The organism is Streptomyces luteireticuli (genome assembly GCF_041519305.1).
Taxonomy (GTDB): domain Bacteria; phylum Actinomycetota; class Actinomycetes; order Streptomycetales; family Streptomycetaceae; genus Streptomyces; species Streptomyces luteireticuli.
The window spans coordinates 2,669,385-2,692,316 of the sequence record NZ_CP167927.1; the positions used below are offsets into that span (position 1 = coordinate 2,669,385).

22 protein-coding genes and 1 riboswitch are annotated in these 22,932 nt (G+C 71.1%); of the genes, 7 read left to right on the forward strand and 15 right to left on the reverse strand.

Annotated features, from left to right (window positions below):
• Positions 1-214 precede the first annotated feature (214 nt).
• On the reverse strand, positions 215-1,585 hold the full coding sequence (locus tag AB8735_RS11260; RefSeq protein ID WP_372406969.1) for an NYN domain-containing protein: 1,371 nt from the start codon (positions 1,583-1,585) through the stop codon (positions 215-217).
• Positions 1,586-1,604: 19 nt separating this feature from the next.
• The gene (locus AB8735_RS11265; RefSeq protein WP_344024503.1) at positions 1,605-1,844 is read right to left on the reverse strand and encodes a hypothetical protein; all 240 of its coding nucleotides are present in this window, start codon (positions 1,842-1,844) and stop codon (positions 1,605-1,607) included.
• A gap of 141 nt (positions 1,845-1,985) precedes the next feature.
• Here AB8735_RS11265 and AB8735_RS11270 point away from each other — a divergent pair, with 141 nt between their 5' ends.
• Together AB8735_RS11270 and AB8735_RS11275 are read left to right on the forward strand one after the other, a co-directional pair.
• Positions 1,986-2,708 carry a rhomboid family intramembrane serine protease gene (locus tag AB8735_RS11270; protein WP_372406971.1) on the forward strand — a complete coding sequence of 241 codons (723 nt, stop codon included), beginning with the start codon at positions 1,986-1,988 and terminating at the stop codon, positions 2,706-2,708.
• The gene (locus AB8735_RS11275) at positions 2,705-2,986 is read left to right on the forward strand and encodes an Lrp/AsnC family transcriptional regulator (protein WP_049715502.1); all 282 of its coding nucleotides are present in this window, start codon (positions 2,705-2,707) and stop codon (positions 2,984-2,986) included. The genes AB8735_RS11270 and AB8735_RS11275 overlap by 4 nt, the downstream gene beginning before the upstream one ends.
• Here the strand turns inward: AB8735_RS11275 and AB8735_RS11280 are convergent.
• The 6 genes from AB8735_RS11280 to AB8735_RS11305 all read right to left on the reverse strand — a co-directional run bounded on the left by AB8735_RS11280 (position 2,983) and on the right by AB8735_RS11305 (position 10,592).
• Positions 2,983-4,347, reverse strand: a complete 1,365-nt coding sequence (locus AB8735_RS11280; RefSeq protein ID WP_372406972.1) for an aminotransferase class V-fold PLP-dependent enzyme — start codon at positions 4,345-4,347, stop codon at positions 2,983-2,985. The genes AB8735_RS11275 and AB8735_RS11280 overlap by 4 nt on opposite strands.
• A gap of 133 nt (positions 4,348-4,480) precedes the next feature.
• Positions 4,481-4,597: riboswitch (SAM riboswitch) on the reverse strand.
• A gap of 608 nt (positions 4,598-5,205) precedes the next feature.
• Positions 5,206-6,270 (reverse strand): anthranilate phosphoribosyltransferase, encoded by a 1,065-nt coding sequence (gene trpD / locus AB8735_RS11285; protein WP_344026201.1) that lies wholly within the window; start codon positions 6,268-6,270, stop codon positions 5,206-5,208.
• Between the two features lie 128 nt (positions 6,271-6,398).
• Positions 6,399-8,045: a ubiquinol-cytochrome c reductase cytochrome b subunit gene (locus AB8735_RS11290; protein ID WP_344026203.1), complete on the reverse strand. Its 1,647-nt coding sequence runs from the start codon at positions 8,043-8,045 to the stop codon at positions 6,399-6,401.
• Positions 8,042-9,097, reverse strand: a complete 1,056-nt coding sequence (locus AB8735_RS11295) for a Rieske 2Fe-2S domain-containing protein (protein ID WP_344026205.1) — start codon at positions 9,095-9,097, stop codon at positions 8,042-8,044. Before AB8735_RS11295 ends, AB8735_RS11290 begins: the two co-directional genes overlap by 4 nt.
• Entirely contained in the window at positions 9,094-9,903 is an 810-nt protein-coding gene (locus AB8735_RS11300) for a c-type cytochrome (RefSeq protein WP_344026207.1), read from the reverse strand. The genes AB8735_RS11295 and AB8735_RS11300 overlap by 4 nt, the downstream gene beginning before the upstream one ends.
• A 68-nt stretch (positions 9,904-9,971) precedes the next feature.
• Positions 9,972-10,592: a heme-copper oxidase subunit III gene (locus tag AB8735_RS11305; protein WP_344026209.1), complete on the reverse strand. Its 621-nt coding sequence runs from the start codon at positions 10,590-10,592 to the stop codon at positions 9,972-9,974.
• A gap of 211 nt (positions 10,593-10,803) precedes the next feature.
• On the opposite strand from AB8735_RS11305, the gene AB8735_RS11310 reads away from it, so the two are divergent.
• Positions 10,804-11,205, forward strand: a complete 402-nt coding sequence (locus AB8735_RS11310) for a hypothetical protein (RefSeq protein WP_344026211.1) — start codon at positions 10,804-10,806, stop codon at positions 11,203-11,205.
• 6 nt (positions 11,206-11,211) lie between these two features.
• Here the strand turns inward: AB8735_RS11310 and AB8735_RS11315 are convergent, their stop codons facing one another.
• The 4 genes from AB8735_RS11315 to coxB all read right to left on the reverse strand — a co-directional run bounded on the left by AB8735_RS11315 (position 11,212) and on the right by coxB (position 15,669).
• Positions 11,212-12,456 (reverse strand): Ig-like domain-containing protein, encoded by a 1,245-nt coding sequence (locus tag AB8735_RS11315; RefSeq protein ID WP_344026213.1) that lies wholly within the window; start codon positions 12,454-12,456, stop codon positions 11,212-11,214.
• 128 nt (positions 12,457-12,584) lie between these two features.
• Positions 12,585-12,983, reverse strand: a complete 399-nt coding sequence (locus AB8735_RS11320) for a cytochrome c oxidase subunit 4 (RefSeq protein ID WP_344026215.1) — start codon at positions 12,981-12,983, stop codon at positions 12,585-12,587.
• Complete coding sequence (gene ctaD, locus AB8735_RS11325) at positions 12,980-14,707, reverse strand: cytochrome c oxidase subunit I (protein WP_344026217.1); 1,728 nt, start codon at positions 14,705-14,707, stop codon at positions 12,980-12,982. Before ctaD ends, AB8735_RS11320 begins: the two co-directional genes overlap by 4 nt.
• A complete protein-coding gene (gene coxB, locus AB8735_RS11330) occupies positions 14,704-15,669 on the reverse strand; it encodes a cytochrome c oxidase subunit II (protein ID WP_344026219.1) in 966 nt (321 codons plus the stop codon). Before coxB ends, ctaD begins: the two co-directional genes overlap by 4 nt.
• A gap of 275 nt (positions 15,670-15,944) precedes the next feature.
• Here coxB and AB8735_RS11335 point away from each other — a divergent pair, with 275 nt between their 5' ends.
• Positions 15,945-17,324 (forward strand): aminotransferase class V-fold PLP-dependent enzyme, encoded by a 1,380-nt coding sequence (locus AB8735_RS11335; RefSeq protein WP_344026221.1) that lies wholly within the window; start codon positions 15,945-15,947, stop codon positions 17,322-17,324.
• A 64-nt stretch (positions 17,325-17,388) separates the two neighbouring features.
• On the opposite strand, the gene AB8735_RS11340 is transcribed toward AB8735_RS11335, so the two are convergent.
• Positions 17,389-18,366 (reverse strand): carbohydrate kinase family protein, encoded by a 978-nt coding sequence (locus tag AB8735_RS11340; RefSeq protein WP_344026223.1) that lies wholly within the window; start codon positions 18,364-18,366, stop codon positions 17,389-17,391.
• Between the two features lie 170 nt (positions 18,367-18,536).
• Between AB8735_RS11340 and AB8735_RS11345 the strand changes: the two genes are divergently transcribed.
• Positions 18,537-18,749, forward strand: a complete 213-nt coding sequence (locus AB8735_RS11345; protein ID WP_344026225.1) for a hypothetical protein — start codon at positions 18,537-18,539, stop codon at positions 18,747-18,749.
• A gap of 125 nt (positions 18,750-18,874) precedes the next feature.
• Positions 18,875-20,314 carry a hypothetical protein gene (locus AB8735_RS11350; protein WP_372406975.1) on the forward strand — a complete coding sequence of 480 codons (1,440 nt, stop codon included), beginning with the start codon at positions 18,875-18,877 and terminating at the stop codon, positions 20,312-20,314.
• 54 nt (positions 20,315-20,368) lie between these two features.
• On the opposite strand, the gene AB8735_RS11355 is transcribed toward AB8735_RS11350, so the two are convergent.
• Positions 20,369-20,725 carry an iron-sulfur cluster assembly accessory protein gene (locus AB8735_RS11355; protein WP_199890748.1) on the reverse strand — a complete coding sequence of 119 codons (357 nt, stop codon included), beginning with the start codon at positions 20,723-20,725 and terminating at the stop codon, positions 20,369-20,371.
• A gap of 240 nt (positions 20,726-20,965) precedes the next feature.
• Between AB8735_RS11355 and nadA the strand changes: the two genes are divergently transcribed.
• Complete coding sequence (gene nadA / locus AB8735_RS11360; RefSeq protein WP_344026229.1) at positions 20,966-22,153, forward strand: quinolinate synthase NadA; 1,188 nt, start codon at positions 20,966-20,968, stop codon at positions 22,151-22,153.
• A 100-nt stretch (positions 22,154-22,253) separates the two neighbouring features.
• Here the strand turns inward: nadA and AB8735_RS11365 are convergent, their stop codons facing one another.
• Positions 22,254-22,931: a response regulator gene (locus tag AB8735_RS11365; protein ID WP_372406977.1), complete on the reverse strand. Its 678-nt coding sequence runs from the start codon at positions 22,929-22,931 to the stop codon at positions 22,254-22,256.
• Position 22,932: the final 1 nt, after the last annotated feature.

Sequence of the window (22,932 nt, forward strand, 5' to 3'; positions counted from 1 at the left end):
CCTCCACGAGAAGGGCTCGGCGGGACCTTCACCGTCACCCCGAATGGATGATCACTGGGCGAAGGTTCGAGGCTCGACCTTAGTGACCCTCATATGATCGGTTCAAATCCCCCTGCGAAAATTCTCCCCCGTCCGTCCATCCTTTACCGGGGGAAACGCAAGCTGTAACGGGCCTCTGACGCTCCGATACGTATCAGGTCCGCTCCGGCACGTATCAGGTCCGCGCCAGCCTCTTCAGCAACAGGGCCGATGCCACCGGCCGCGCCCCCGCCTTGGCGACCCCGTCGGCCACCTCGCGGTCCGTGGAGACCACCACCACCGGGCGGCCCGGCGGTTCCGCCCGCACCAGCTGGCGGATCAGCTCGTCCGCGGTGACGCCCGGTTTGCTGAACAGCACCCGCACCCCGCGCGGCGGCGCCAGCAGCACCGGCGCGGCCAGCTCCGCTCCGTCGAAGACGCACGTCATCTCGGCACCGGTCTGCGCGGCCAGCATCGCCAGCCCGCCCAGCAGCCGCAGCCGCTGCTTGTCCAACGGCATCGTCGGATAGCCGGTCTTGGTGACGTTGTAGCCGTCCACCACCAGGTGCGCCTGCGGCAGCGCCAGCAGTTGGTCGAGCAGCGCCGGGTCGGTCTCCGACAGGGCGCGCGCCGCGATGTCCTTGGGCGTCATCTGCCCCGGCTGCACGGCGTCCACCAGGTCCGCGGGGTGCACCGAGGCGGGCGGCAGGGCCAGTTCGCGGCGCAGCCCCTGGGCGGCGTCCAGCACCGTGTCCAGCAGCAGCCGCAGCCGCATGTCCTCCACGCTGCGCCCCTCGCGCACCGCCCGGCGGCTCGCCTCCAGCGCCGCCTCGGCCTCCGTGAGCCGGGCCTTGGCCCGCCGCGTCTCGCCCAGCGCCGCCGCCAGTTCGGCCGCGGACGCCTGGCGCAGCGCCTCCAGTTCGCCCTGGAGCTTGCGCAGCGCGGCCTCGCCGCGGCGCACGTCGCTCTGCGCGCTGCGCAGCTTGCGCTGGAGGGACTCGCCCTCCTTCCGCGCCGCGTCCAGCTCCGCGCGGGAGCGCTCGGCCTCCGCGCGCGCCTCGCCGCGCGCCTGCGCCAGCTCCTCGCGCAGCTTGCCCAGTTCGCGCTGGATCTCCTCGCCGGCCCGCTCGGCGCTGGCCCGCTGGGCCTCCTCGCCGGCCGCGGTCACCAGCTTGACCCAGCCCGGCGGGCGCAGCACGAAGGCCATCGCCGCCACGTCCTCCGGGTCGGCGGCGGCCGGCGGCGCTCCCGACTCCAGGGCCCGGGCCAGCTCCGAACCGCCCTCGCGCAGCCGGGCGGAGATCCGCTGCCGGAAGGCGGCGTCGCTCTCGACGGCGGCGGCCATCGCATTGCCCGCGAACCGGGCCCGACGTACCGGGGTGAAACGGGCGTACTGCCGCAGCTGCGGCGGGAGTTCGGTGAGGGTCAGCCCGCCGAAGGCCTCGGCCACCAGGCCGATGACCCGGCGCCGGATCCCCTCGGGCAACGGGCGGTCGAGCACCTCGTTGACGTCCTCGGCCCGGCCGTCCTCACCGGCCGTCCCCTCGTCGTCCGTGTGCTCCACCACCGCTGCGTCGCTCCGTTCCTCAGCCGCTCGTATCCGGCCTGTCCACCAAGGCGATCCGGTCCTCCGCGTTGCACCAGCGGCAACGCACGGACTCGATCGTCTCACTGACCACGTCCCGCTCCTCCACGGTGGGTTCTCCGGCCAGATCGAGGTGGACATATTCCACGGCCTTGACCGTGCGCGTCACATCGAACCGGGTGAGGTTTCCGCACAGGGTGCAGCGCCACCGGGTCGCGGCGGTCGGCCGGGGAACGCTCATGGTTGTCGTCCGTCCTACGCAGGTGTGGCCTTCGTCGTAACCCTACGGCCTGCCGGTCCCCCGACGGGGTGGCACCGGTACGCGCCGGACCGCCCGGCGGGGCACTCCATACGACTTGTCCCGGTACGCCATGATCTGGACATGATCGTAAGGCAAGCGCGACGGGACCCGGCCGCCCGCCGGCCCTGGGTCACCCGCACCCTCATCGCCGTCTGCTGCGCGGTCTTCCTCCTCGGCCCGGCCTCGGGCCTCGACCCCGCGTACGGCACCGGCGGCGGCCTGTTCGCCGCGCAGACCGCCTACTTCGAGCGCTGGGGCGTGGTCCCGGACGAGCTGTGGCACTCCCCGTCCGCGGTACTGCTCGCCCCACTGACGGCGCTGTTCGTGCACGGCAACTGGCTGCACCTGCTCGGCAACATGCTCTTCCTCCACGTCTTCGGGGCGATGGCCGAGGAACGGCTGGGCCGCCCGTCCTTCGCCCTGTGCTATCTGTCCACCGGCTACCTGGCCCTGCTCGGCTACGCGGCCGTGCACCCGCACTCCGGCCAGGCGCTCGTGGGCGCGTCCGGGGCCGTCTCCGGGGTGCTCGGCGCGTTCCTCCATCTCTTCCCGCGGGCGAGGGTCACCAGCCTCTTCCCGTTCCTCTTCTTCCTGCCGCTGCGCTTCCCCGCCTGGGCGGTGCTGCTGTTCTGGTTCGCCCTCCAATGGCCGGGCGCCGGCGCCCCGGACGACCGGCCCGGGGTGGCCTATCTGGCCCACGTCCTGGGCTTCGCCCTCGGCTTCGGCTTCGCATGGGTGAGCGGACGGCGTCCGGTTAGAGTGAAGGCCGACGCCGGGTCCACCGAAGGAGACAGAACGACGTGATCACCTCGATCGTGCTCATCAAGACGGATGTGGACCGCATCCCCGAGATCGCCGAGCGGATCGCGGCCCTGGAGGGCGTCAGCGAGGTCTTCTCCGTCACCGGCGCCTACGACCTGATCGCGATGGTGCGGGTGGCCCGCCACGACGACCTGGCGGACGTCATCCCGGGCCGGATCAGCAAGATCCCCGGCGTCGCCTCCACCGAGACCCACATCGCCTTCCGCACCTACTCCCAGCACGATCTGGAAGCGGCCTTCGCGATCGGCCTCGACAGCTAGACCCCCCGGGCCACCGGCCCCTCCGGCACGCAACGCCCGCCCTCCGTGCGGTAGCTCCACCGCGCACCGTCCCGCACCAGCTCCCCGGCCGCCCGTACGAAGCGGTCGATGTGCTCCTCCGGCGTCCCCACCCCGAAGCTCACCCGGATCGCGCTCGCCGCCGGCGCCTCGCCCGGCGCCCCGCACTCGCCCGCGGCACCACCGTTCTCCACCAGCAGCGCCCGCAGCAGCGGATGCGCGCAGAAGAGGCCGTCGCGGACCCCGATCCCGTACTCGGCGGACAGCGCCGCCGCGAAGTGCGAGCTGTTCCAGCCGTCCACGACGAAGGACACCACGCCCACCCGGGGCGCGTCGTCGCCGAACAGCGAGATCACCCTGATCCCCGGCACCCCGGCGAGACCCGCGCGCAGCCGTCCCAGCAGCACCCGCTCCCGCTCGGCCAGCCGCTCGAACCCGGCGGCGGTCAGCGCCCGGCAGGCGGAGGCGATGGCGTAGGCGCCGATCACGTTCGGCGAACCGGCCTCGTGCCGGGCCACGGTGTCGTGCCACTCGACCACCGGCTCGCCCGCCGCACCGCGCGCCACACTGCGGGTGGCACCGCCGCCGGCCAGGTACGGCTCGGCCCTGCGCAGCCAGTCCGCGCGCCCGGCCAGCACCCCGGCGCCGAACGGCGCGTACAGCTTGTGCCCGGAGAAGGCCACCCAGTCCACGTCCAACTCCGCGACGTCCACGGCCTGATGCGGCACCAGTTGCGCGGCATCGAGCACGATCCGCGCCCCGTGCGCATGCGCGGCCGCCGCCAACTCCCTGACGGGCCACAGCTCGCCCGTCACGTTCGACGCGCCCGTCACACAGACCAGGGCCGGGCCATGGGGTTCGCGCGCGGCGAGGGCGCGCTCCAGGGCGTCGACCGCCTGCTCCGGCGTACGGGGCGCGTCCAGCCAGGTCACCGCGGTGTCCGCGCGCCGCCCCCAGGGCAGCAGCGCGGCGTGGTGCTCGCTCTCGAACGCGAACACCCGTGTCCCGGGCGGGAGGGCGGCGGCGAGGAGGTTGAGCGAATCCGTCGTCGAGCGGGTGAAGACCACGTCGTCGCCCGGGCGGCAGCCGAGGAACTCCGCGACGGTGGCCCGGCTGTTCTCGAACAGGTCGGTGGACAGCTGCGAGAGGTGCCCCGCGCCGCGGTGCACGCTGCCGTAGTACGGCGCGTAGGCGGCGACGTCGTCCCACACCCGCTGCAGGGCGGGGGCGCTGGCCGCGTAGTCGAGGGCGGCGTAAGGGACTTCACCGCCGGTGACGAGGGGGACGCGGACCTCGTGGCCGAGGACGGGGAGAGGGGCATCGACGGTGACGGTTGCGGGCATGACGAACTCCCGTGGGACGCAAGCGAATTCGGGTGAAAGGCGAAGGGGTGCTCGGAGAAGGGGCCCTGGGCCCTAGCGCATTCGCTGCATCACGGAAGGATCTCCCTCGACGACCAGGATCCCTGGTAGGAGGGATCCGCGCTTGCCGCAGACCTCATTGCCTGCGACCCGGTCATCACCCGGGGCACCCCGCCACGGACGGAGGGTTGCCGGACAGCGGGCCGGGGCCGTGTCGCTGTCACTCGTGACCTGGAGGTGAGTATGGCACAGCGGGTCGTTGCGCCGGAAGGGATTTCCCCGCCCCGCCCTTTCACCGTTTCCCCCGGGGGCTCCGCCCCCTCGGCCCGGCACCGCGCCGCCGCGCGATGGGGCGGGGCTCCGCCCCCGCGCCCCGGCGGGGGCTGCGCCCCCTGCACCCCTGCTCCCGGGGCTCCGCCCCTGGCCCCCGTTTGTCGCGGCTCCGCCGCTCGTCCTCAAACGCCGGACGGGCTGAAGTGTGCGCCCCCGCCTGAAACCTCACGCCGGAAATCCTCACGCGGGAAATCCGGCCCGGGCGCACACTTCAGCCCGTCCGGCGCTTGAGGACTCCGCCCGAAGGGCGGACGGGGTCCGGGGTCTCCCCGGAAGAAACGGTGAAAGGGCGGGACCGGGGCAAACACCCAGCCCACCCGGCGCTTCGGGGGTCCAGGGGGCGAAGCCCCCAGGATGGGGCGCAGGGGCGAAGCCCCGCCCACCCGCGCGAAGCGCGGGCCCGGCCCCCGCGCGCGCCAGCGCGCGAGCGGGGTGGCGCAGGGGCGGCAGCCCCCTGCGGGAAACGGCGAAAGGGCGGGCCAGGGGCAAACAACCCCCGCACAAACGCTACGCGTTACTCGCCCCCACCCACCGCTCCAGAACCCCCCGCGCCGCCCCCGAATCGATCGACTCCGCCGCCCTCTCCATCGCCGCCCCGATCTGCGACGGCAGCGGCGCCGCCGAAGGCGCCAACGCCACCAGCGCCGCCGCCGAGTTGAGCAGCACCGCGTCCCGTACCGGCCCCCGCTCCCCGGCCAGCAGCCGCCGTGCGACGTCCGCGTTGTACGACGCGTCCGCACCCCGCAGCGCGTCCACCGGAACGATCTCGATCCCCACGTCCCGCGGGTCGAACGCCTCCTCGCGCACGGCACCGTCCCGCACGATCCACACCCGTGACGTGGCGGTCGTCGTCAGCTCGTCCATCCCGTCGTCGCCCCGGAAGACCAGCGCCGACGAGCCCCGGTCGGCGAGCACTCCGGCCAGGATGGGCGCCATCCGGGCGTCGGCGACGCCGGTGGCCTGGGCCCGGACCCGGGCGGGGTTGGTCAGCGGGCCGAGGACGTTGAACGTCGTCCGCACCCCCATCTCCCGCCGCGCCGCGGCCACATGCCGCAGCGCGGGGTGGAACTTGACCGCGAAGCAGAAGGTGATGCCCGCCTCGCGAGCCACCTCGACCACCCGCGCCGGGGACAGGTCAAGGTTGACGCCGAGCTTCTCCAGGACGTCGGACGCCCCGCTCGCGGAGGAGGCCGCCCGGTTGCCGTGCTTGACGACCTTCACCCCGGTGCCGGCCACCACGATCGAGGACATCGTGGAGATGTTCACCGTCTTGGCGCCGTCGCCGCCGGTGCCCACGATGTCCACGCTGGGGCCGGGCACCTCGATGAGGTTGGCGTGCCGGTACATCGCCCGGACCAGCCCGGAGATCTCGGCGACCGTCTCGCCCTTGGCCCGCAGGGCCACGGCGAAGGCGGCGATCTGGGCGTCGGTCGCCGCGCCGCGCATGATCTGGTCCATGGCCCAGGCGGTGTCGTCCGCGCTCAGGTCCCGCCCGCCGAGCAGTGCCTCCAGGACACCCGGCCAGGAGAGGGACACCGCACCGTCGCCGCCTGTCTGGGTCGCAACGTTCATGGGTCCACGCTCCTGGTGGTCGTCCGGCTCTCGGCTCCAGCCTAACCAGGTCCGGGAACGGCGAAGAGCCCCGTCCAGGGCCTGGACGGGGCTCTTCGCTGTGGCGATCAGTCAGCGGCGGTCAGGGATCAGTGGTGGCCGTGGCCGCTCGTGATCTCCTGGTACTCCTCGGCCGAGGCCTTGGGGACGTACCGGTCCTCGCCGTAGTAGCTCTTCGAGAGCCGGACCCGCAGCTTCTCCGTGGCCTTGGCCTTGCGGACGACACCGTTCTTGTCGACCTGGGGCTCCAGGGCCAGCGGCTTCGGGTGCTCGTGCGCGGTCAGCGTGTGCATCTGCTCCTGCGTCAGCGGCTCGTGGACCTCGACGAACTCACCGTGCGGCAGGCGCTTGATGATGCCGGACTCGCGGCCGTGCAGCACCTTGTCCTTGTCGCGGCGCTGGAGACCCATGCAGATCCGGCGCGTGGCGATGAAGGCCAGGACCGGGCCGACGAAGATGCCGATCCGGACGAACCAGGTCACGGCGTTGACCGACAGGTGGAAGTGGGTGGCCCACAGGTCGTTGCCACCGGCCACCAGGGCGATGCCGTACATCGTCAGCCACGCCACGCCGAAGGCGGTGCGCGTCGGGGCGTTGCGCGGGCGGTCCAGGATGTGGTGCTCGCGCTTGTCCCCGGTCACCCACGACTCGATGAAGGGGTAGACCGCCATGGAGGTCAGCACCGCGCCGAAGACCAGCAGCGGGATGAAGACGCCCAGGACGAGCGTGTGGCCCGCGAAGCTGATCTCCCAGCCCGGCATGGCCCGGAAGAGACCCTCGGACATGCCCAGGTACCAGTCCGGCTGGGCGTTGGTCGAGACCTGGTCCGGCCGGTACGGGCCGAGCTCCCAGACGGGGTTGATCGTCGCGATCGCGGACATCGCCGCGATGACACCGAAGACCAGGAAGAAGAAGCCTCCCGCCTTGGCCATGTAGACCGGCATCAGCGGCATGCCGACGACGTTCTTGTTGGTCCGGCCCGGGCCCGCGAACTGCGTGTGCTTGTGGTAGAAGACCAGGATCAGGTGGCCGACCACCAGGCCGAGCATGATGCCCGGCAGCAGCAGGATGTGGATCGAGTAGAACCGGCTCACGAAGTCCGTGCCCGGGAACTCCCCGCCGAACAGGTAGAACGAGATGTACGTACCGATCAGCGGGATGGACATCACCAGACCGTCGGCGATGCGGACACCGGTGCCCGAGAGCAGGTCGTCCGGCAGCGAGTAACCGGTGAAGCCGGTGAAGGTGCCGAGGACCAGCAGCAGGAAGCCGAACAGCCAGTTGATCTCGCGCGGCTTGCGGAACGCGCCCGTGAAGAAGACGCGCATCATGTGCACCATCATGCCCGCGATGAACACGAGGGCCGCCCAGTGGTGGATCTGCCGGATCAGCAGACCACCGCGCACGTCGAAGCTGATGTCCAGCGTCGACTTGAACGCCTCCGACATCCGCACGCCCTGCATCGGGACGTACGAGCCGTGGTAGACGACCTCGTTCATGCTCGGGTGGAAGAACAGCGTCAGATACACACCCGTGAGGATGATGATGATGAAGCTGTAGAGGCAGACCTCACCCAGCATGAAGGACCAGTGGTCCGGGAAGATCTTCCGCATGCCGCCCTTGGCCAGGGTGTAGATCCCCAGCCGACCGTCGGCCCAGTCGGCGACCCGCTCGCCCGCGGGTGCCTTGCGACCCTGCGCGTCCGCGCGGGCCGTCGTCGTCTCTGCAGTACTCATCCGCGCTCCCAGAAGGCAGGACCGACGGGCTCGGCGAAGTCGCCCATCGCCTCAAGGTAGCCCTTGTCATTGACCTTGATCCGCAGCTGCGGAAGGGCGTGGCCGGCCGGGCCGAACACCACGCGGCCGCCGTCCGAGAGGTCGAACGTCGACTGGTGGCAGGGGCACAGCACGTGGTGGGTCTGCTGCTCGTACAGGTTGATCGGGCAACCCACGTGCGTGCAGATCTTGGAGAAGGCGACGATGCCGTCGACCGACCAGTCGAGTTCCTTCTTGTCCTTGATGTTCTCCGGGCGGAGCCGGACGAGCATCAGGGCAGCCTTGGCGATCTCGTTCTGGAAGTCGTGGTCCTCCTCCTTCATGCCCTCGGGCATGGCGAAGGTGAGGGAGCCGACCTGGATGTCCTCGGGACGCAGCGGCTGGTTGGTGTTCTGGTTGATCAGCATCTTGCCCTTGGCCCAAGCCGTCTTGCGGAGCTTGGTGCCCGGGGCCTTGCTGAGCCCGCCCAGCAGGAACACGCCCGAGAGCGGCAGCAGCGAGAGCGCGCCGAACATCGAGTTGCGGATCAGCTTGCGACGGCCGAAGGCCGACTCGGCGGCGCCCTCGTGGAAGTCCGCGATGACCTTGGCCCGGACCTCCGGGGTCGCCTCGATGGCGTGCCGCTCGTCGATGTGCTCGACGTCGGACATCAGGGTGCGGGCCCAGTGGACCGCGCCCGCGCCGATCAGGAACAGCGCCACGCCCAGGGTCATGCCCAGGGTGAAGTTCATGGCGCTGATGTGGCCGATCGGGAACACGTAGATGTTCTTGTCGACCGGGATGGCCAGGTAGGCGGCGATGAAGCCGACCGTGGCCAGCATCGACAGCGCGAACATGAACGCCACGGCGCGCTCGGAGCGCTTGGCGGCCCGCTCGTCGATGTCCTGGATGCGGTGCTCGTGCGGGGGCAGGCCCGGGTCGGCGAACGGGTCGCCCGCGACCGCTACGGCGCCCTCGTGCGCTTCGCCCTGCTTGCTCGGCAGGGTCTCTTCTGGAATGTCTTGGCTACTCATGACTTCTTGGCCTTTGCGGTCCGGGCGGCGACCCAGATGGCGACGGCGATCAGCGCGCCCAGGCCGAAGACCCACGCGAACAGACCCTCGGAGACCGGGCCGAAACCGCCCAGTCCGAGGCCGCCCGGGCTCTCCGACTTGCTGGAGTTGACCTCGTCGAGGTACGCGACAATGTCCTTCTTGTTCTTCTGCGACAGAACGGTGTCGGGGAAGGACGGCATGTTCTGCGGGCCGGTCTGCATGGCCTCGTAGACGTGCTTCGGATCGACACCCTCGAGGTTCGGCGCGAACTTGCCGTTCGAGAGCGCACCGCCCTTGCCGGTGAAGTTGTGGCACTGCGAGCAGTTCAGCCGGAACAGCTCACCGCCCTTGGCGACGTCCGCGCCCTCCGGGCTGTACTGGTCCTTCGTCGGGGCCGCGGGGCCCGCGCCGAGGGAGGAGATGTACGCGGCCAGCTGGTCGATCTGGGCCTGCGTGTAGACCGGCTTCTTGCGGGGCGCCTGGGCGCCCTGCTGCTGCATCGGCATACGGCCGGTGGCGACCTGGAAGTCGACCGCCGCCGCGCCCACGCCGACCAGGCTCGGCCCGTCGGAGGTGCCCTGAGCGCCGGTGCCGTGACAGCTGGCACAGCCCACGGCGTAGAGCTTCTTGCCCTCCTCGATGGCGAGGGACTGCGCGGAGTCATCGGCCTTGGCCGACTCCGCCGGCGCGAACGCGGCGTACAGCCCCCCGGTGACCGCCAGCGCGAAGAGTAGGACGACGACCGCCGCCAGCGGATGGCGTCGTCGTGCGGAGAGCTTTTTCACGGATTACCCCGGTGTCAGGATCTTCTGCGTCGATGCGGACTGGTTGGTCCGGTGCGGGACAGGACCGATTACTTGATCAAGTAGATCGTGGCGAAGAGCCCGATCCAGACCACGTCGACGAAGTGCCAGTAGTAGGACACGACGATGGCCGCCGTCGCCTGGTGGTGAGTGAACCTCTTGGCCGCGTATGTCCGGCCCATCACCAGCAGGAAGGCGATCAGGCCACCCGTCACGTGCAGACCGTGGAAACCGGTCGTCAGGTAGAAGGCGGAGCCGTACGCGTCCGAGGAGAGCGAGAGCCCCTCCTCCTTGACCAGGTCGGTGTACTCGAAGATCTGGCCACCGATGAAGAAGGCGCCCATCACAAACGTGATCGCGAACCAGGTGCGCAGCTTCTTCACGTCACCGCGCTCGGCGGCGAAGACGCCGAGCTGGCAGGTGAGCGAGGAGAGCACGAGCACCGTGGTGTTCGACGCCGAGAACGGGATGTTCAGCGCCGATGCCTGATCCTTCCAATGCTCGGCACCGGTCACCGATCGGAGGGTGAAGTACATCGCGAAGAGGGCCGCGAAGAACATCAGCTCGGAACTCAGCCAGATGATGGTTCCGACGCTGGTGAGGTTCGGTCGGTTGACCGAGGGGTGCGCGTGCCCGGTATCTACTGCTGTTGCTGTCGCCACGACCGACATTATGTCGGTCGCTTATCTCGCGCTCACTCCGGGGGGTGCCGTTCGGTGTGTCAAGGGCGTATGCCCTGCTCCTCCGGCACGGTGAAGGCGTCGCCCGAACCGGTGATGACGCCCCGTCGGAGCGAACGGGGACCTCCGGACCCTCCTCCGGGCGGCCCGCCGGGCAGTAGCATCCGCGCAACCGGTCCTTTGGGTGAACTGGAGGAAACGCATGCAGCCTACGGCCACCGTGCTGGTCTACAGCGACGACGCGAACACCCGTGAACAGGTGCGGCTGGCGGGCGGGCGGCGCCCGGCGCCGGACGTGCCACCGGTGGAGTACGTGGAGTGCGCGACCCTTCCGGCGCTGCTGCGGATCCTCGGCGAACGGCGGATCGACGTGTGCGTCCTGGACGGCGAGACGGCTCCCGCGGGCGGCATGGGCGTCTGCCGGCAGCTCAAGGACGAGGTCTTCCAGTGCCCTCCGGTACTGCTGCTGATGGGCCGCCCGCAGGACGCCTGGCTGGCCACCTGGAGCCGGGCCGACGCGGCCGTCACGCACCCGGTGGACCCGGTGGCCTTCGCCGCCTCCCTGGCCGGGCTGGTGCGCGAGCGGGTGCCCGCCGCCTCCTGAGCCCGCTCAGGCCATCCGCGGCCGCAGCCGGGCCGTGTCGGCGGCGGTGGTGCCCTCCCGCTTCCCGGCGGCGAGGGCGCTGCCCTGGCGCCACTCCTCCCAGGGCATGTTCCAGTCGCCGAAGCCGTTGTCGAACGGCGTCATGGTGGCGCCCGCGCTGCCCACCACCTTGACGATGTCCCCGACCCGCACGGTGTCGAAGAACCACTTGGCGTTCTCGGTGGACATCCCGGTGCAGCCGTGGCTGACGTTCTCCATCCCCTGCGAGCCCACGGACCAGGGCGCGGCGTGCACATACTCCCCGCTCCAGGTGACCCGGGTGGCCCAGTGGACCGGCAGGTCGTAGGAGTCGGCGGTGCCCTCCGCGATGCCGATCGTCTCGCCGCGCATCCGTACGAAGGCTTCCTGTCCGAGGACCACCTTGACCCCGTTGCGGGTGTCGTAGCCGGGCTTGCCGGTGGTGACGGGGATGGAGCGGATCTCCTGGCCGTTCTTCAGGACGCTCATGTAGTGCCCGGCGGCGTCGGTGACGGCCTCCACCCGGTCCCCGGTGGTCAGACGCACCGGCCGGGACGGCCCGCCGTACATGCCGCCGCCGACCTTGATGCCGTCGAGCGAGGCGTGGACGTCGATCGTGGCGTGCGGCGGCCAGTACTCCTGCGGACGGTAGTGCAGGACCCGGTTGTTCACCCAGTGCCAGGCGCCCTGGACGGCGGGGACCGAGTCGACGTGCAGGGTCCGCTCGACGACGGCGCGGGCGGCGGGGGTCTGCACGGGGGTGCTCAGCTCGGCGGTGACGGGCTGTCCGACGCCGTAGGTGCCGCTCTTGGGCCCGAACGCGACGGTCAGCAGCCGGGTGGCCGGGCCGGTGTCGAAACCGATCGTACGGCGGCCCTGGGCACCGTTGTCGTCCTCGGTGCTCACCCGCACCGTGTAGTGCGCCCCGGCCGCCAGCGAGCCGGTGCTGCGCCAGCCGCTGCCGTCGGGGAGCAGTTCGCCGGCCACGTACCGCCCGGCCGCGTCCGTGGCGACGACGTCGGTGACCCGGTCGTCGCCGGTGGCCTCCACCTCCAGGGGCAGGGCGGGATCGGCCTTCTGGCCGTCCTCGGCGCCCTTCAGCCGGATGTCGGTGGCCTCGTAGGGCGCCTCGGCCAGCGGGTTGGCGGAGCTGCACGCGGAGCCCCCCAGCGCCAGCGGGACCAGCAGCAGCACGCCGCCGAGCACCCTGCGGCGTCGTGGAGTCGGACTCATGCCTCCCACCGTAGGAAGGTTCGCGCGCCACGGCCCGTGGGGCGCCTGCGAACGGGTGGTGCGGGTACGCGAACGACCGGGCCCCGCACACCGGATGGTGTGCGGGGCCCGGTCGTGGACGGGGAACCCTACTGGTTCTGGTTCTCGCCGCGGTAGAACTCGAACACCCAGCCGAAGAGGCCGATGAGGAGCAGCGGGGCCGAGAAGAACATCAGCCACCAGCCGACCGCGACGGACAGGAAGGCGAAGGCGCCACCGACGGCGAGGGACAGCGGCTGCCAGCTGTGCGGGGCGAAGAAGCCCAGCTCACCGGCGTCGTCCGCGACGTCCGCCTCCTTGTTGTCCTGCGCGCCGGCGTCCACCCGGCGCGCGGTGAACGCCAGGTAGTAGCCGACCATGATGCACAGGCCGAAGGAGAGGAACAGCGTGGTGGTGCCGACCGGCTCCTTGGACCACACGCCATAGACGATGGCCATGGCGAGGATGAAGACGGAGAGCCAGATGAACATCCGGCCTTGGATCTTCACTTGCCGGCCTCCTTGCCACCCGCGAGGGCCTTGTCCTTGTCAGCGAGATTGTGCTCGAGCTCGAGCGCGGCAATCTCGGGGTGGTGCAGGTCGAACGCCGGGGATTCCGAGCGGATGCGCGGCAGCGTGAGGAAGTTGTGCCGCGGCGGCGGGCAGGAGGTGGCCCACTCCAGCGAACGGCCGTAGCCCCAGGGGTCGTCGACCTCGACCTTCTTGCCGTACTTCGCCGTCTTCCAGACGTTGTACATGAACGGCAGTATCGACAGACCGAGCAGGAACGAGCTGATCGTCGAGATGGTGTTCAGCGTCGTCCAGCCGTCGGCCGCCAGGTAGTCGGCGTAACGGCGCGGCATGCCCTCGGCACCCAGCCAGTGCTGGACGAGGAACGTGCCGTGGAAGCCGATGAACAGCGTCCAGAAGGTGATCTTGCCGAGGCGCTCGTCCAGCATCTTGCCCGTGAACTTCGGCCACCAGAAGTGGAAGCCGGAGAACATCGCGAAGACCACGGTGCCGAAGATGACGTAGTGGAAGTGCGCGACGACGAAGTACGAGTCGGAGACGTGGAAGTCCATCGGGGGCGAGGCCAGGATGACGCCGGTCAGACCACCGAAGGTGAAGGTGATCAGGAAGCCGACGGCCCACAGCATCGGGGTCTCGAAGGACAGCGAGCCCTTCCACATGGTGCCGATCCAGTTGAAGAACTTCACACCGGTCGGGACCGCGATCAGGAAGGTCATGAAGGAGAAGAACGGCAGCAGTACGCCGCCGGTCACGTACATGTGGTGCGCCCACACCGTCACCGAGAGACCGGCGATGGAGATGGTCGCCGCGATCAGACCCCAGTAACCGAACATCGGCTTGCGGGAGAAGACCGGGATGACCTCGGAGATGATGCCGAAGAACGGCAGGGCGATGATGTACACCTCGGGGTGGCCGAAGAACCAGAAGAGGTGCTGCCACAGCAGCGCGCCGCCGTTGGCCGCGTCGAAGATGTGGGCCCCGAACTTACGGTCCGCCTCCAGGGCGAACAGCGCGGCGGCCAGCACCGGGAAGGCCAGCAGGACCAGCACACCGGTCAGCAGGACGTTCCAGGTGAAGATCGGCATCCGGAACATCGTCATGCCGGGGGCGCGCATGCAGATGATGGTCGTGATGAAGTTGACCGAGCCGAGGATCGTGCCGAAGCCGGAGAAGGCCAGACCCAGGATCCACAGGTCGGCGCCGAGGCCCGGCGAGTGGCTGGCGTCGGTCAGCGGCGAGTAGGCGAACCAGCCGAAGTCGGCGGCGCCCTGCGGGGTGAGGAAGCCACCGACCGCCATCAGCGAGCCGAACAGGTACAGCCAGTAGGCGAACATGTTCAGCCGCGGGAACGCCACGTCAGGCGCACCGATCTGCAGCGGCATGATCCAGTTCGCGAAACCGGCGAACAGCGGCGTCGCGAACATCAGCAGCATCACCGTGCCGTGCATGGTGAAGGCCTGGTTGAACTGCTCGTTCGACATGATCTGCGTGCCGGGACGGGCCAGCTCGGCGCGCATCAGCAGCGCCATCAGACCGCCGATGCAGAAGAACGCGAACGACGTGATCAGGTACATCGACCCGATCGTCTTGTGGTCCGTGGTGGTCAGCCACTTGACCACCTGGTTGCCTGGCGCCTTGGTGCGAACAGGCGGTGCTGCCGTGGCAGATGCGGCGGCACCCTGGGGTTCGTTGAGGATGCTCACTTGTTCTTGGTCTCCGCGTTCTTCGCGTGATCCGTCTGCGCGATGCCGGCCGGGATGTAGCCGGTCTGGCCCTTCTCGGCCAGCTCCTTGAGGTGCTTCTGGTAGCGCTCAGGAGAAACGACCTTGACGTTGAAGAGCATCCGCGAGTGGTCCTGCCCGCAGAGCTCGGCGCACTTGCCCCGGAAGGTGCCCTCCCGGTTGGGCGTCACCGTGAAGCTGTTGGTGTGGCCCGGGATGACGTCCTGCTTCATCAGGAACGGCACCACCCAGAAGGAGTGGATGACGTCGCGGGAGGTCAGCACGAACTCGACCGTCTCGCCCTTGGGCAGCCACAGCGTGGGACCGGGCATGCCGTTCTGCGGGTTCCGCGTGCCGGGGATGCCGACGTCGTAGACGCCCGCCGCGTTCGCCGGGGCCTTCTTCAGGAACCGGTCCGGGACGGCCTCGAGCTCGCCGACCTGGCGGAGTTCCTTGCCCGGCTTCTGGCCCTGGGCCGTCTCCAGGTAGTTGAAGCCCCAGCTCCACTGGAAGCCCACCACGTTCACGACGTGCTTGGGCTTGTCCGGGTTGGTCAGGAGCTTGTTCTCATCGCGGGCCGTGAAGTAGAAGAGCACCGACACGATGAGGATCGGGACCACGGTGTACAGCGTCTCCAGGGGGACGTTGTAGCGGGTCTGGGTGGGAACCTCGATCTTCGTCCGGCTGCGCCGGTGGAAGATGACGCTCCAGAGAATAAGCCCCCACACCAGGACGCCGACCGCGAGGGCGGCGGCCCACGAGCCCTGCCACAGGGAGAGGATCCGCGGCGCCTCCTCCGTGACGGGAGTGGGCATTCCGAGGCGGGGAAAGTCCTTCGATGTGCAACCGGTGGCGGTCGCCAGAACAGCGCCCGCGGCCAGCGCCTGCAGCAGCTTCCGCCGCACCGGGCGCCGCGACGAGCGGTCGGAGCCGTTGGGACTCACGTAGCGCCTTCCCGAGAGTCTCGCCCGCGCGGCCGGCTGCGGCCGTCTCGGTCGGTCGCCGGCCCGCTGCGGGCAGGGTTTGGATGTTTATGCGGACCAAACCCTACTGGACGCTATTTGGGGTCGCGCGGGGAGGGTGCCCAACGCGCCGGGCGGCTCCCCCAAGAGTCCCCGAAAGACTCCACGGGGACGTGACGGGGGGATCCCCGGCGGGAACTGGGGGCCCGTCAGGGCCCGGGCCGCGTGCCCCGGAAGCCCGCGCTAGGTTCGGTCACGTGCCCTACTTCGACGCCGCCTCCGCCGCTCCCCTGCACCCCGTCGCCCGGCAGGCCCTGCTCGCCGCCCTCGACGAGGGCTGGGCCGATCCCGCCCGCCTCTACCGGGAGGGCCGCCGGGCCCGGCTGCTGCTGGACGCGGCGCGCGAGGCCGCCGCCGCGGAGGTGGGCTGCCGCCCGGACGAGCTGGTGTTCACCCCTTCGGGTACCCGCGCCCTGCACGACGGCATCGCCGGCGCCCTCACCGGGCGCCGCCGGACCGGCCGCCATCTGGTGGTGTCCGCCGTCGAGCACTCCGCCGTCCTGCACGCGGGCGAGGCGCTGGAGGCGGACGGGGGGTCCGTCACCCGGGTGGCGGTGGACCGCACCGGCCGGGTGGCCGCCGGGGAGTACGCGGCCGCGCTGCGCCCGGACACCGCACTGGCCGCGCTGCAGTCGGCCAACCACGAGGTGGGCACCGAGCAGCCGGTGGCGGAGGTGGCCGGGGCCTGCCGGGCGGCCGGGGTGCCGCTGCTGGTGGACGCGGCCCAGTCGCTCGGCTGGGGCCCGGTGCCCGGGGGCTGGTCGCTGCTGACCGCCAGTGCGCACAAGTGGGGCGGGCCGCCCGGGGTGGGGCTGCTGGCGGTGCGCAAGGGCGTGCGGTTCGCGGCCCGCGGGCCGGTGGACGAGCGGGAGTCCGGCCGGGCGCCGGGCTTCCCCGATCTGCCCGCGGTCGTCGCGGCGGCGGCCTCGCTGCGGGCCGTGCGCGCGGAGGCCGCGGCGGAGGCGGCCCGGCTGCGCGAGCTGGTGGACCGGGTGCGGGCGCGGGTGCCGGAGCTCGTCCCGGACGTGGAGGTGGTCGGCGACCCGGTGCGGCGGCTGCCGCATCTGGTCACGTTCTCCTGTCTGTATGTCGACGGCGAGGCATTGCTGCACGCGCTGGACCGGGAGGGGTTTTCGGTCTCCTCCGGTTCGTCGTGCACCTCCAGCACGCTGGAGCCGAGCCATGTGCTGCGGGCGATGGGCGTGTTGTCGGAGGGGAACGTACGGGTGTCGCTGCCGTGGGGGACGGGGGAGGCGGATGTCGCGCGGTTCCTCGATGTGCTGCCGCGGGTGGTCGCGGAGGTGCGCGGGCATCTCGGGGCGCCTTCGGAGGCGCGTCCCGTCGTGACGGGTGACGAGCTCGTCGTCGACGCGCTGGGGAAGCGGTGTCCGATCCCGGTGATCGAGCTGGCGAAGGTGTTCGGGGACGTCCCGGTGGGGGGCCTGGTGACGGTGCTCTCCGACGACGAGGCGGCCCGTCTCGACATTCCCGCGTGGTGCGGGATGCGGGGGCAGGAGTATGTGGGGGAGCGTCCGGTGGAGGGCGGGGTGGCGTATACGGTGCGGCGCCGTTCGTAGCTCCTCCGCCGCCGGACGGGCCGGCCGGACGGGCTGGACAGCCCGTCCGGCGCTCCGGGATCCGTCAGACCAGCAGGTGCCGGTGGATGTCGGCCGCCGCCTCGTGGCCGTACGCCTTCGTGAAGCGCTCCATGAAGTGGCCGCGGCGGAGCTCGTACTCCTGGGTGCCCAGGGTCTCGATGACGAGCGTGGCCAGCATGCAGCCGAGCTGGGCCGCGCGCTCCAGCGGGAGCTCCCAGGTCAGGCCCGCGAGGAAGCCCGCGCGGAACGCGTCGCCGACGCCCGTCGGGTCGACCTTCGCCTGCTCCTCCGCGACGCCGACCTCGATGGCCGGCTCGCCCACCCGCTCGATGCGCACGCCGCGCGAGCCGAGGGTGGTGACACGGGTGCCGACCTTGGCGAGGATCTCGTCCTCGGTCCAGCCGGTCTTGGACTCGATGAGGGCCTTCTCGTACTCGTTGGTGAACAGGTACGCGGCGCCCTCGACGAGCTGGCGGATGTCGTCGCCCTCCATGCGGGCCAGCTGCTGGGAGGGGTCGGCGGCGAACGGGATGCCCCGCGTCCGGCACTCCTCCGTGTGGCGCAGCATCGCCTCGGGGTCGTCGGCGCCGATGAGGACCAGGTCCAGACCGCCGACGCGCTCGGCGACCGGCTGGAGCTCGATGAGGCGGGCCTCGCTCATGGCGCCGGTGTAGAAGGACGCGATCTGGTTGTGGTCGGTGTCCGTGGTGCACACGAAACGGGCGGTGTGCAGGACCTCGGAGATGTGCACCGACTCGGTGTCGACGCCGTGCCGGTCGAGCCAGGCGCGGTAGTCGGCGAAGTCCTCGCCGGCGGCGCCGACGAGGACCGGGCGCAGGCCCAGGACACCCATGCCGAAGCAGATGTTGGGGGCGACGCCGCCGCGGCGGACGTCGAGGTCGTCGACGAGGAAGGAAAGGGAGACCGTGTGCAGCTGGTCCGCCACGAGCTGGTCGGCGAAGCGGCCGGGGAACGTCATCAGGTGATCGGTGGCGATGGAACCAGTGACAGCGATACGCACGGCGGATCTGCTCCTTGCGGGGCGGAGAAGTGGGTGGAGGTCGTACCGGAGAGGCCATCCCAAGCTACCCGTTCCAGCCCCGGGCACCAGCAAGGATCTCGCCACGACTGGCCGAATCTACCTGATAGTAGGGCTTTCTCGGTCGCGCCCCCGGTGAGTACGGTGCGCCTATGCGGACCCATGTGAAGCACGTCACCCAGGCACCCGCCGAGCCGGACGGGCTCGCCGCGCTGCGCCGGGACTGCGCGGGGATGCTGCGGCACTGGAAGGTGCCCGCGAAGAGCGAGGAAGAAGTCGCCGGGAGCACCCCGGGGCCACGCGGGGTGTCCGTCCCCGAACGGGCGGCGCGGCTGCTCGACGGGATGTCGGACTACGGCGACTGACGCCCGCCGCACCCGCGCGGCGGACCGGTGGAACCGCCCGCTCCTGCGCTCCGTCCCACCGGCGCCCCCTTTCCCACGGGGGCGCCGACAGGACGCCGGCACGAGCGCAGTGAAGGAGCGATGTGGTGGGCACCGAGGACGGCACCTCCGGGAAGCGGCGGCGGAAGTACTCGCCTCCGGTGGTCGCGTCGGTCGCGGCGGCCGTGCTGCTGGCCGGGGGCGGCGGCGCGTACTGGGCCGTCGCGGCGGGCGGCGGTGACGACGACGGCGCCCCCGCGCCGGCCGCGGCACGGGGCACTCCCCCGCCGCTGGCGCTGGACGCGCCGGGCCCGGGCGGCGGCCCGGCGCCGGGCATCGCGGTGGGCGAGCCGGATCCCAACGGCACCCGCTACCGGGCCGCGGGCACCCTTCCGGACGGGCCGCGCAGCAGCCCGGTGTACCTCACCGGCGGCGAGGTGACGCGGGACGAAGTGGCGCGGCTGGCCGGGGCGTTGGGCGTCAAGGGCGAGCCGCGGCTCGCGGACGGCCTGTGGACGGCGGGCGCCACGGCACAGCCGACGGTGCAGGTGGCGCTGAAGGGGCCGGGCAACTGGTCGTACTCCCGCTACGGGATCGCGGGCGCGAAACCGTGCGTGCACCCGGGGAAGGACACCCCGGGCGAGGGCGCGCCGCCGTGCCCGTCCCACCGCGACCGCCCCGGCGGCTCGGATCCGGCGGCGTCGCGGCCGGTGTCGGAGGAGCGGGCGAAGGCGGCCGCGCTGCCGGTGCTCAAGGCGCTCGGGCAGCAGGACGCGAAGCTCGACGCGGGGCGGGTCTTCGGCGCCGTCCGCTCCGTGACCGCGGACCCGGTCGTGGGCTCGCTGTCCACGTACGGCTGGCAGACCGCGCTCCAGGTCGGCGCGGACGGCCGAGTGGCCGGGGGCAGCGGGCAGTTGCGGCTGCCGGCGAAGGGGCACGACTACCCGGTGGTGAGCGCCGCCCGGGCGCTGGAGGAGCTGAACCGGGCGGGCGGCCCGGCCAAACCCCTGCTCGGGGGCTGTGCGACACCGGTGCCGCTGGGGGCGGACGACGCGGCGCCGCCCTGCCCGGCCGCCCCGCCGCCGCGGGAGCCGGTGGTGATACGCGGGGCGACGTTCGCGCTGTCCGCGCAGTCGGTGGCCGGGAGGCCGGCGCTGGTGCCGTCGTGGCTGTTCGCCGCCGATGTGGGCGGGGGGACGACGGTGACGGTCGCCCAGCCGGCCGTGGACCCGAAGTACCTGGTGAAACAGGCGAGTTCGGCGGGGGCGAAGCCGTCGCCGACGTCGCCGATGCGGGTGACCTCGTACCGCGCCGACGGCAGGCAGCTCACCCTGCACTTCTGGGGCGGGATGTGCAGCGACTACGCGGCGTCGGCGGAGCAGTCGGCGGCGGCGGTGACGGTCAGGGTCACCGGGACCGAGAAGGAGCCCGGCCGGCCCTGTGTGCTGGCGGCGCGGGAGTTCGACCGGAACGTCCCGCTGGAGAAGCCGCTCGACGGACGGAAGGTCGTGGACATGGTCACCGGGGCGACCGTGCCCAGGAGCTGACCGCACGACGGAAGGCGGGTGCCCCCGGTGGGGGCACCCGCCTTCCGCGGGGCGTCAGTTGAAGGAGTCGCCGCAGGCGCAGGAGCCGGTGGCGTTGGGGTTGTCGATGGTGAAGCCCTGCTTCTCGATGGTGTCGACGAAGTCGATCGAGGCACCGCCCAGGTACGGGGCGCTCATGCGGTCGGTGACGACCTTGACGCCGCCGAAGTCCTTCACGACGTCGCCGTCGAGCGAGCGCTCGTCGAAGAAGAGCTGGTAGCGCAGACCGGAGCAGCCGCCGGGCTGGACGGCGACGCGCAGCGCGAGGTCGTCACGGCCTTCCTGCTCCAGCAGGCTCTTGACCTTCGCGGCCGCGGCATCGGACAGGAGGATGCCGTCGCTCACCGTGGTCTTCTCGTCCTGAACGGACATCTGCTTCACTCCCGGGTTTCGTGCGGACTGCTTGCCCTCGGCTGAACCGACGGAGCCCGGGATTCATTCCGGGTCCGGCCGTTGATTTCCGCCTTTCATGCTCGCACACATCGCGTGAGGACGGACCTCCGGCGAATGCGTCACATCGACGCAATGGGCATCGTCAAGCTGACGCGAAGCGGTTATGATAGATAACGTCAAATTGACGATTAAGTCGGCAGAACAGAAAGGGTGCGTGTCGTGACCACCGCCCAGCCCTTGGAATTCCAGGCCCCCACCCCGTCGCCCCTCGCCCTCCTGCTGCTCGGCCGCGAGTCCGACCCCCGCAGCGAGCGCGGCGTGGAGTGCCCCGGCGACCTGCCGGCACCGTCCGACCCGGACCTGGTGGAGCGGGCCCGTGCCGCCAAGGCCAAGCTCGGTGACAAGGTCTTCGTCCTCGGGCACCACTACCAGCGCGACGAGGTCATCGAGTTCGCGGACGTCACCGGCGACTCCTTCAAGCTCGCCCGGGACGCGGCGGCCCGGCCCGACGCGCAGTACATCGTCTTCTGCGGTGTGCACTTCATGGCGGAGTCCGCCGACATCCTCACCTCCGACGACCAGCAGGTCGTCCTGCCGGACCTGGCCGCCGGCTGCTCCATGGCCGACATGGCCACCGCCGAGCAGGTCGCCGAGTGCTGGGACGTGCTCACCGAGGCGGGCGTCGCGGACGTCACCGTGCCCGTCTCGTACATGAACTCCTCCGCCGACATCAAGGCGTTCACCGGCAAGCACGGCGGCACCATCTGCACCTCCTCCAACGCGGAGCGGGCGCTCGACTGGGCCTTCGAGCAGGGCGAGAAGGTCCTCTTCCTGCCCGACCAGCACCTGGGCCGCAACACCGCGGTGCGCGACCTGGGCCTGTCCCTCGACGACTGCGTCCTCTACAACCCGCACAAGCCGGGCGGCGGCCTCACCACGGAGCAGCTGCGCGCGGCGAAGATGATCCTGTGGCGCGGGCACTGCTCCGTGCACGGCCGCTTCTCGCTGGAGTCGGTGCGGGAGGTGCGCGAGCGCATACCGGGCGTCAATGTGCTGGTGCACCCCGAGTGCCGGCACGAGGTCGTGGCGGCGGCGGACTACGTGGGCTCCACGGAGTACATCATCAAGACCCTGGAGGCCGCCCCGGCCGGGTCGAAGTGGGCCATCGGGACCGAGCTCAACCTGGTGCGACGGCTGGCGAATCGTTTCGCGGCGGAGGGGAAGGAGATCGTCTTCCTCGACCGGACGGTGTGCTTCTGCTCGACCATGAACCGGATCGATCTGCCGCATCTGGTCTGGGCGTTGGAGTCGCTGGCGGAGGGGAAGGTCGTCAACCGGATCGAGGTGGATCCGGAGGTGGCGGCGTTCTCGAAGCTGGCGCTGGAGCGGATGCTGGCGCTGCCGTAGGGGTTTGCTCCCCGCCCCGCCCTTTCACCGTTTCCGCAGCAGCACGCTGCGCGCGCTGTCCTCAAGCGCCGGACGGGCTGAAATTCGGCCCGTCCGGCGCTCAATCCGCCCGTGGACGCGGCCGCACCAGCCCCGACTCGTACGCGAGCATCACCAACTGCGCGCGATCCCGCGCGCCCAGCTTCGCCATCGCCCGGTTCACATGCGTCTTCACCGTCAGCGGGCTGACCGCCAGCCGTTCGCCGATCTCGTCGTTCGACAGGCCGCCCGCGACGTGCACGAGCACCTCCCGCTCGCGGGCGGTCAGGGCGTCCAGGGAGGGCGAGGGGTCGGCCGGGACCGCGCCGCCCGAGGCCAGGAACGTCGCGATCAGTCCCTTCGTCGCCGCCGGCGACAGCAGCGCCTCCCCCGCCGCCGCGATCCGGATCGCCGCGAGGAGCTCCTCCGGCTCGGCGCCCTTGCCGAGGAAGCCGGACGCACCGGCCCGGAGCGACTGCACCACGTACTCGTCGACCTCGAAGGTCGTCAGCATCACCACCCGTACCCCGGCCAACTGGGGATCCGAGCAGATCTCCCGGGTCGCGGCGAGGCCGTCCATGCCGGGCATGCGGATGTCCATGAGCACCACGTCGGGGCGTTCGGCGCGGGCCAGCCGCACCGCTTCCGCGCCGTCGGCCGCCTCCCCCACCACCCGCATCCCCGGCTCGGAGTCGACCAGCACGCGGAAGGCACTGCGCAACAGCGCCTGGTCGTCGGCGAGGACGACGGTCAGTGTCATG

Bases quoted from the DNA above. Each gene is read 5' to 3' on its own strand.
- AB8735_RS11270 (WP_372406971.1), top strand. From the start codon at position 1,986: ATGATCGTAAGGCAAGCGCGACGGGACCCGGCCGCCCGCCGGCCCTGG.
- AB8735_RS11310 (WP_344026211.1), top strand. From the start codon at position 10,804: ATGCAGCCTACGGCCACCGTGCTGGTCTACAGCGACGACGCGAACACC.
- AB8735_RS11290 (WP_344026203.1), bottom strand. From the start codon at position 8,045: ATGAGTACTGCAGAGACGACGACGGCCCGCGCGGACGCGCAGGGTCGC.
- AB8735_RS11280 (WP_372406972.1), bottom strand. From the start codon at position 4,347: ATGCCCGCAACCGTCACCGTCGATGCCCCTCTCCCCGTCCTCGGCCAC.
- AB8735_RS11305 (WP_344026209.1), bottom strand. From the start codon at position 10,592: ATGTCGGTCGTGGCGACAGCAACAGCAGTAGATACCGGGCACGCGCAC.
- AB8735_RS11355 (WP_199890748.1), bottom strand. From the start codon at position 20,725: ATGTCCGTTCAGGACGAGAAGACCACGGTGAGCGACGGCATCCTCCTG.
- AB8735_RS11345 (WP_344026225.1), top strand. From the start codon at position 18,537: ATGCGGACCCATGTGAAGCACGTCACCCAGGCACCCGCCGAGCCGGAC.
- trpD (WP_344026201.1), bottom strand. From the start codon at position 6,270: ATGAACGTTGCGACCCAGACAGGCGGCGACGGTGCGGTGTCCCTCTCC.
- AB8735_RS11265 (WP_344024503.1), bottom strand. From the start codon at position 1,844: ATGAGCGTTCCCCGGCCGACCGCCGCGACCCGGTGGCGCTGCACCCTG.
- AB8735_RS11315 (WP_344026213.1), bottom strand. From the start codon at position 12,456: ATGAGTCCGACTCCACGACGCCGCAGGGTGCTCGGCGGCGTGCTGCTG.
- AB8735_RS11295 (WP_344026205.1), bottom strand. From the start codon at position 9,097: ATGAGTAGCCAAGACATTCCAGAAGAGACCCTGCCGAGCAAGCAGGGC.
- AB8735_RS11365 (WP_372406977.1), bottom strand. From the start codon at position 22,931: ATGACACTGACCGTCGTCCTCGCCGACGACCAGGCGCTGTTGCGCAGT.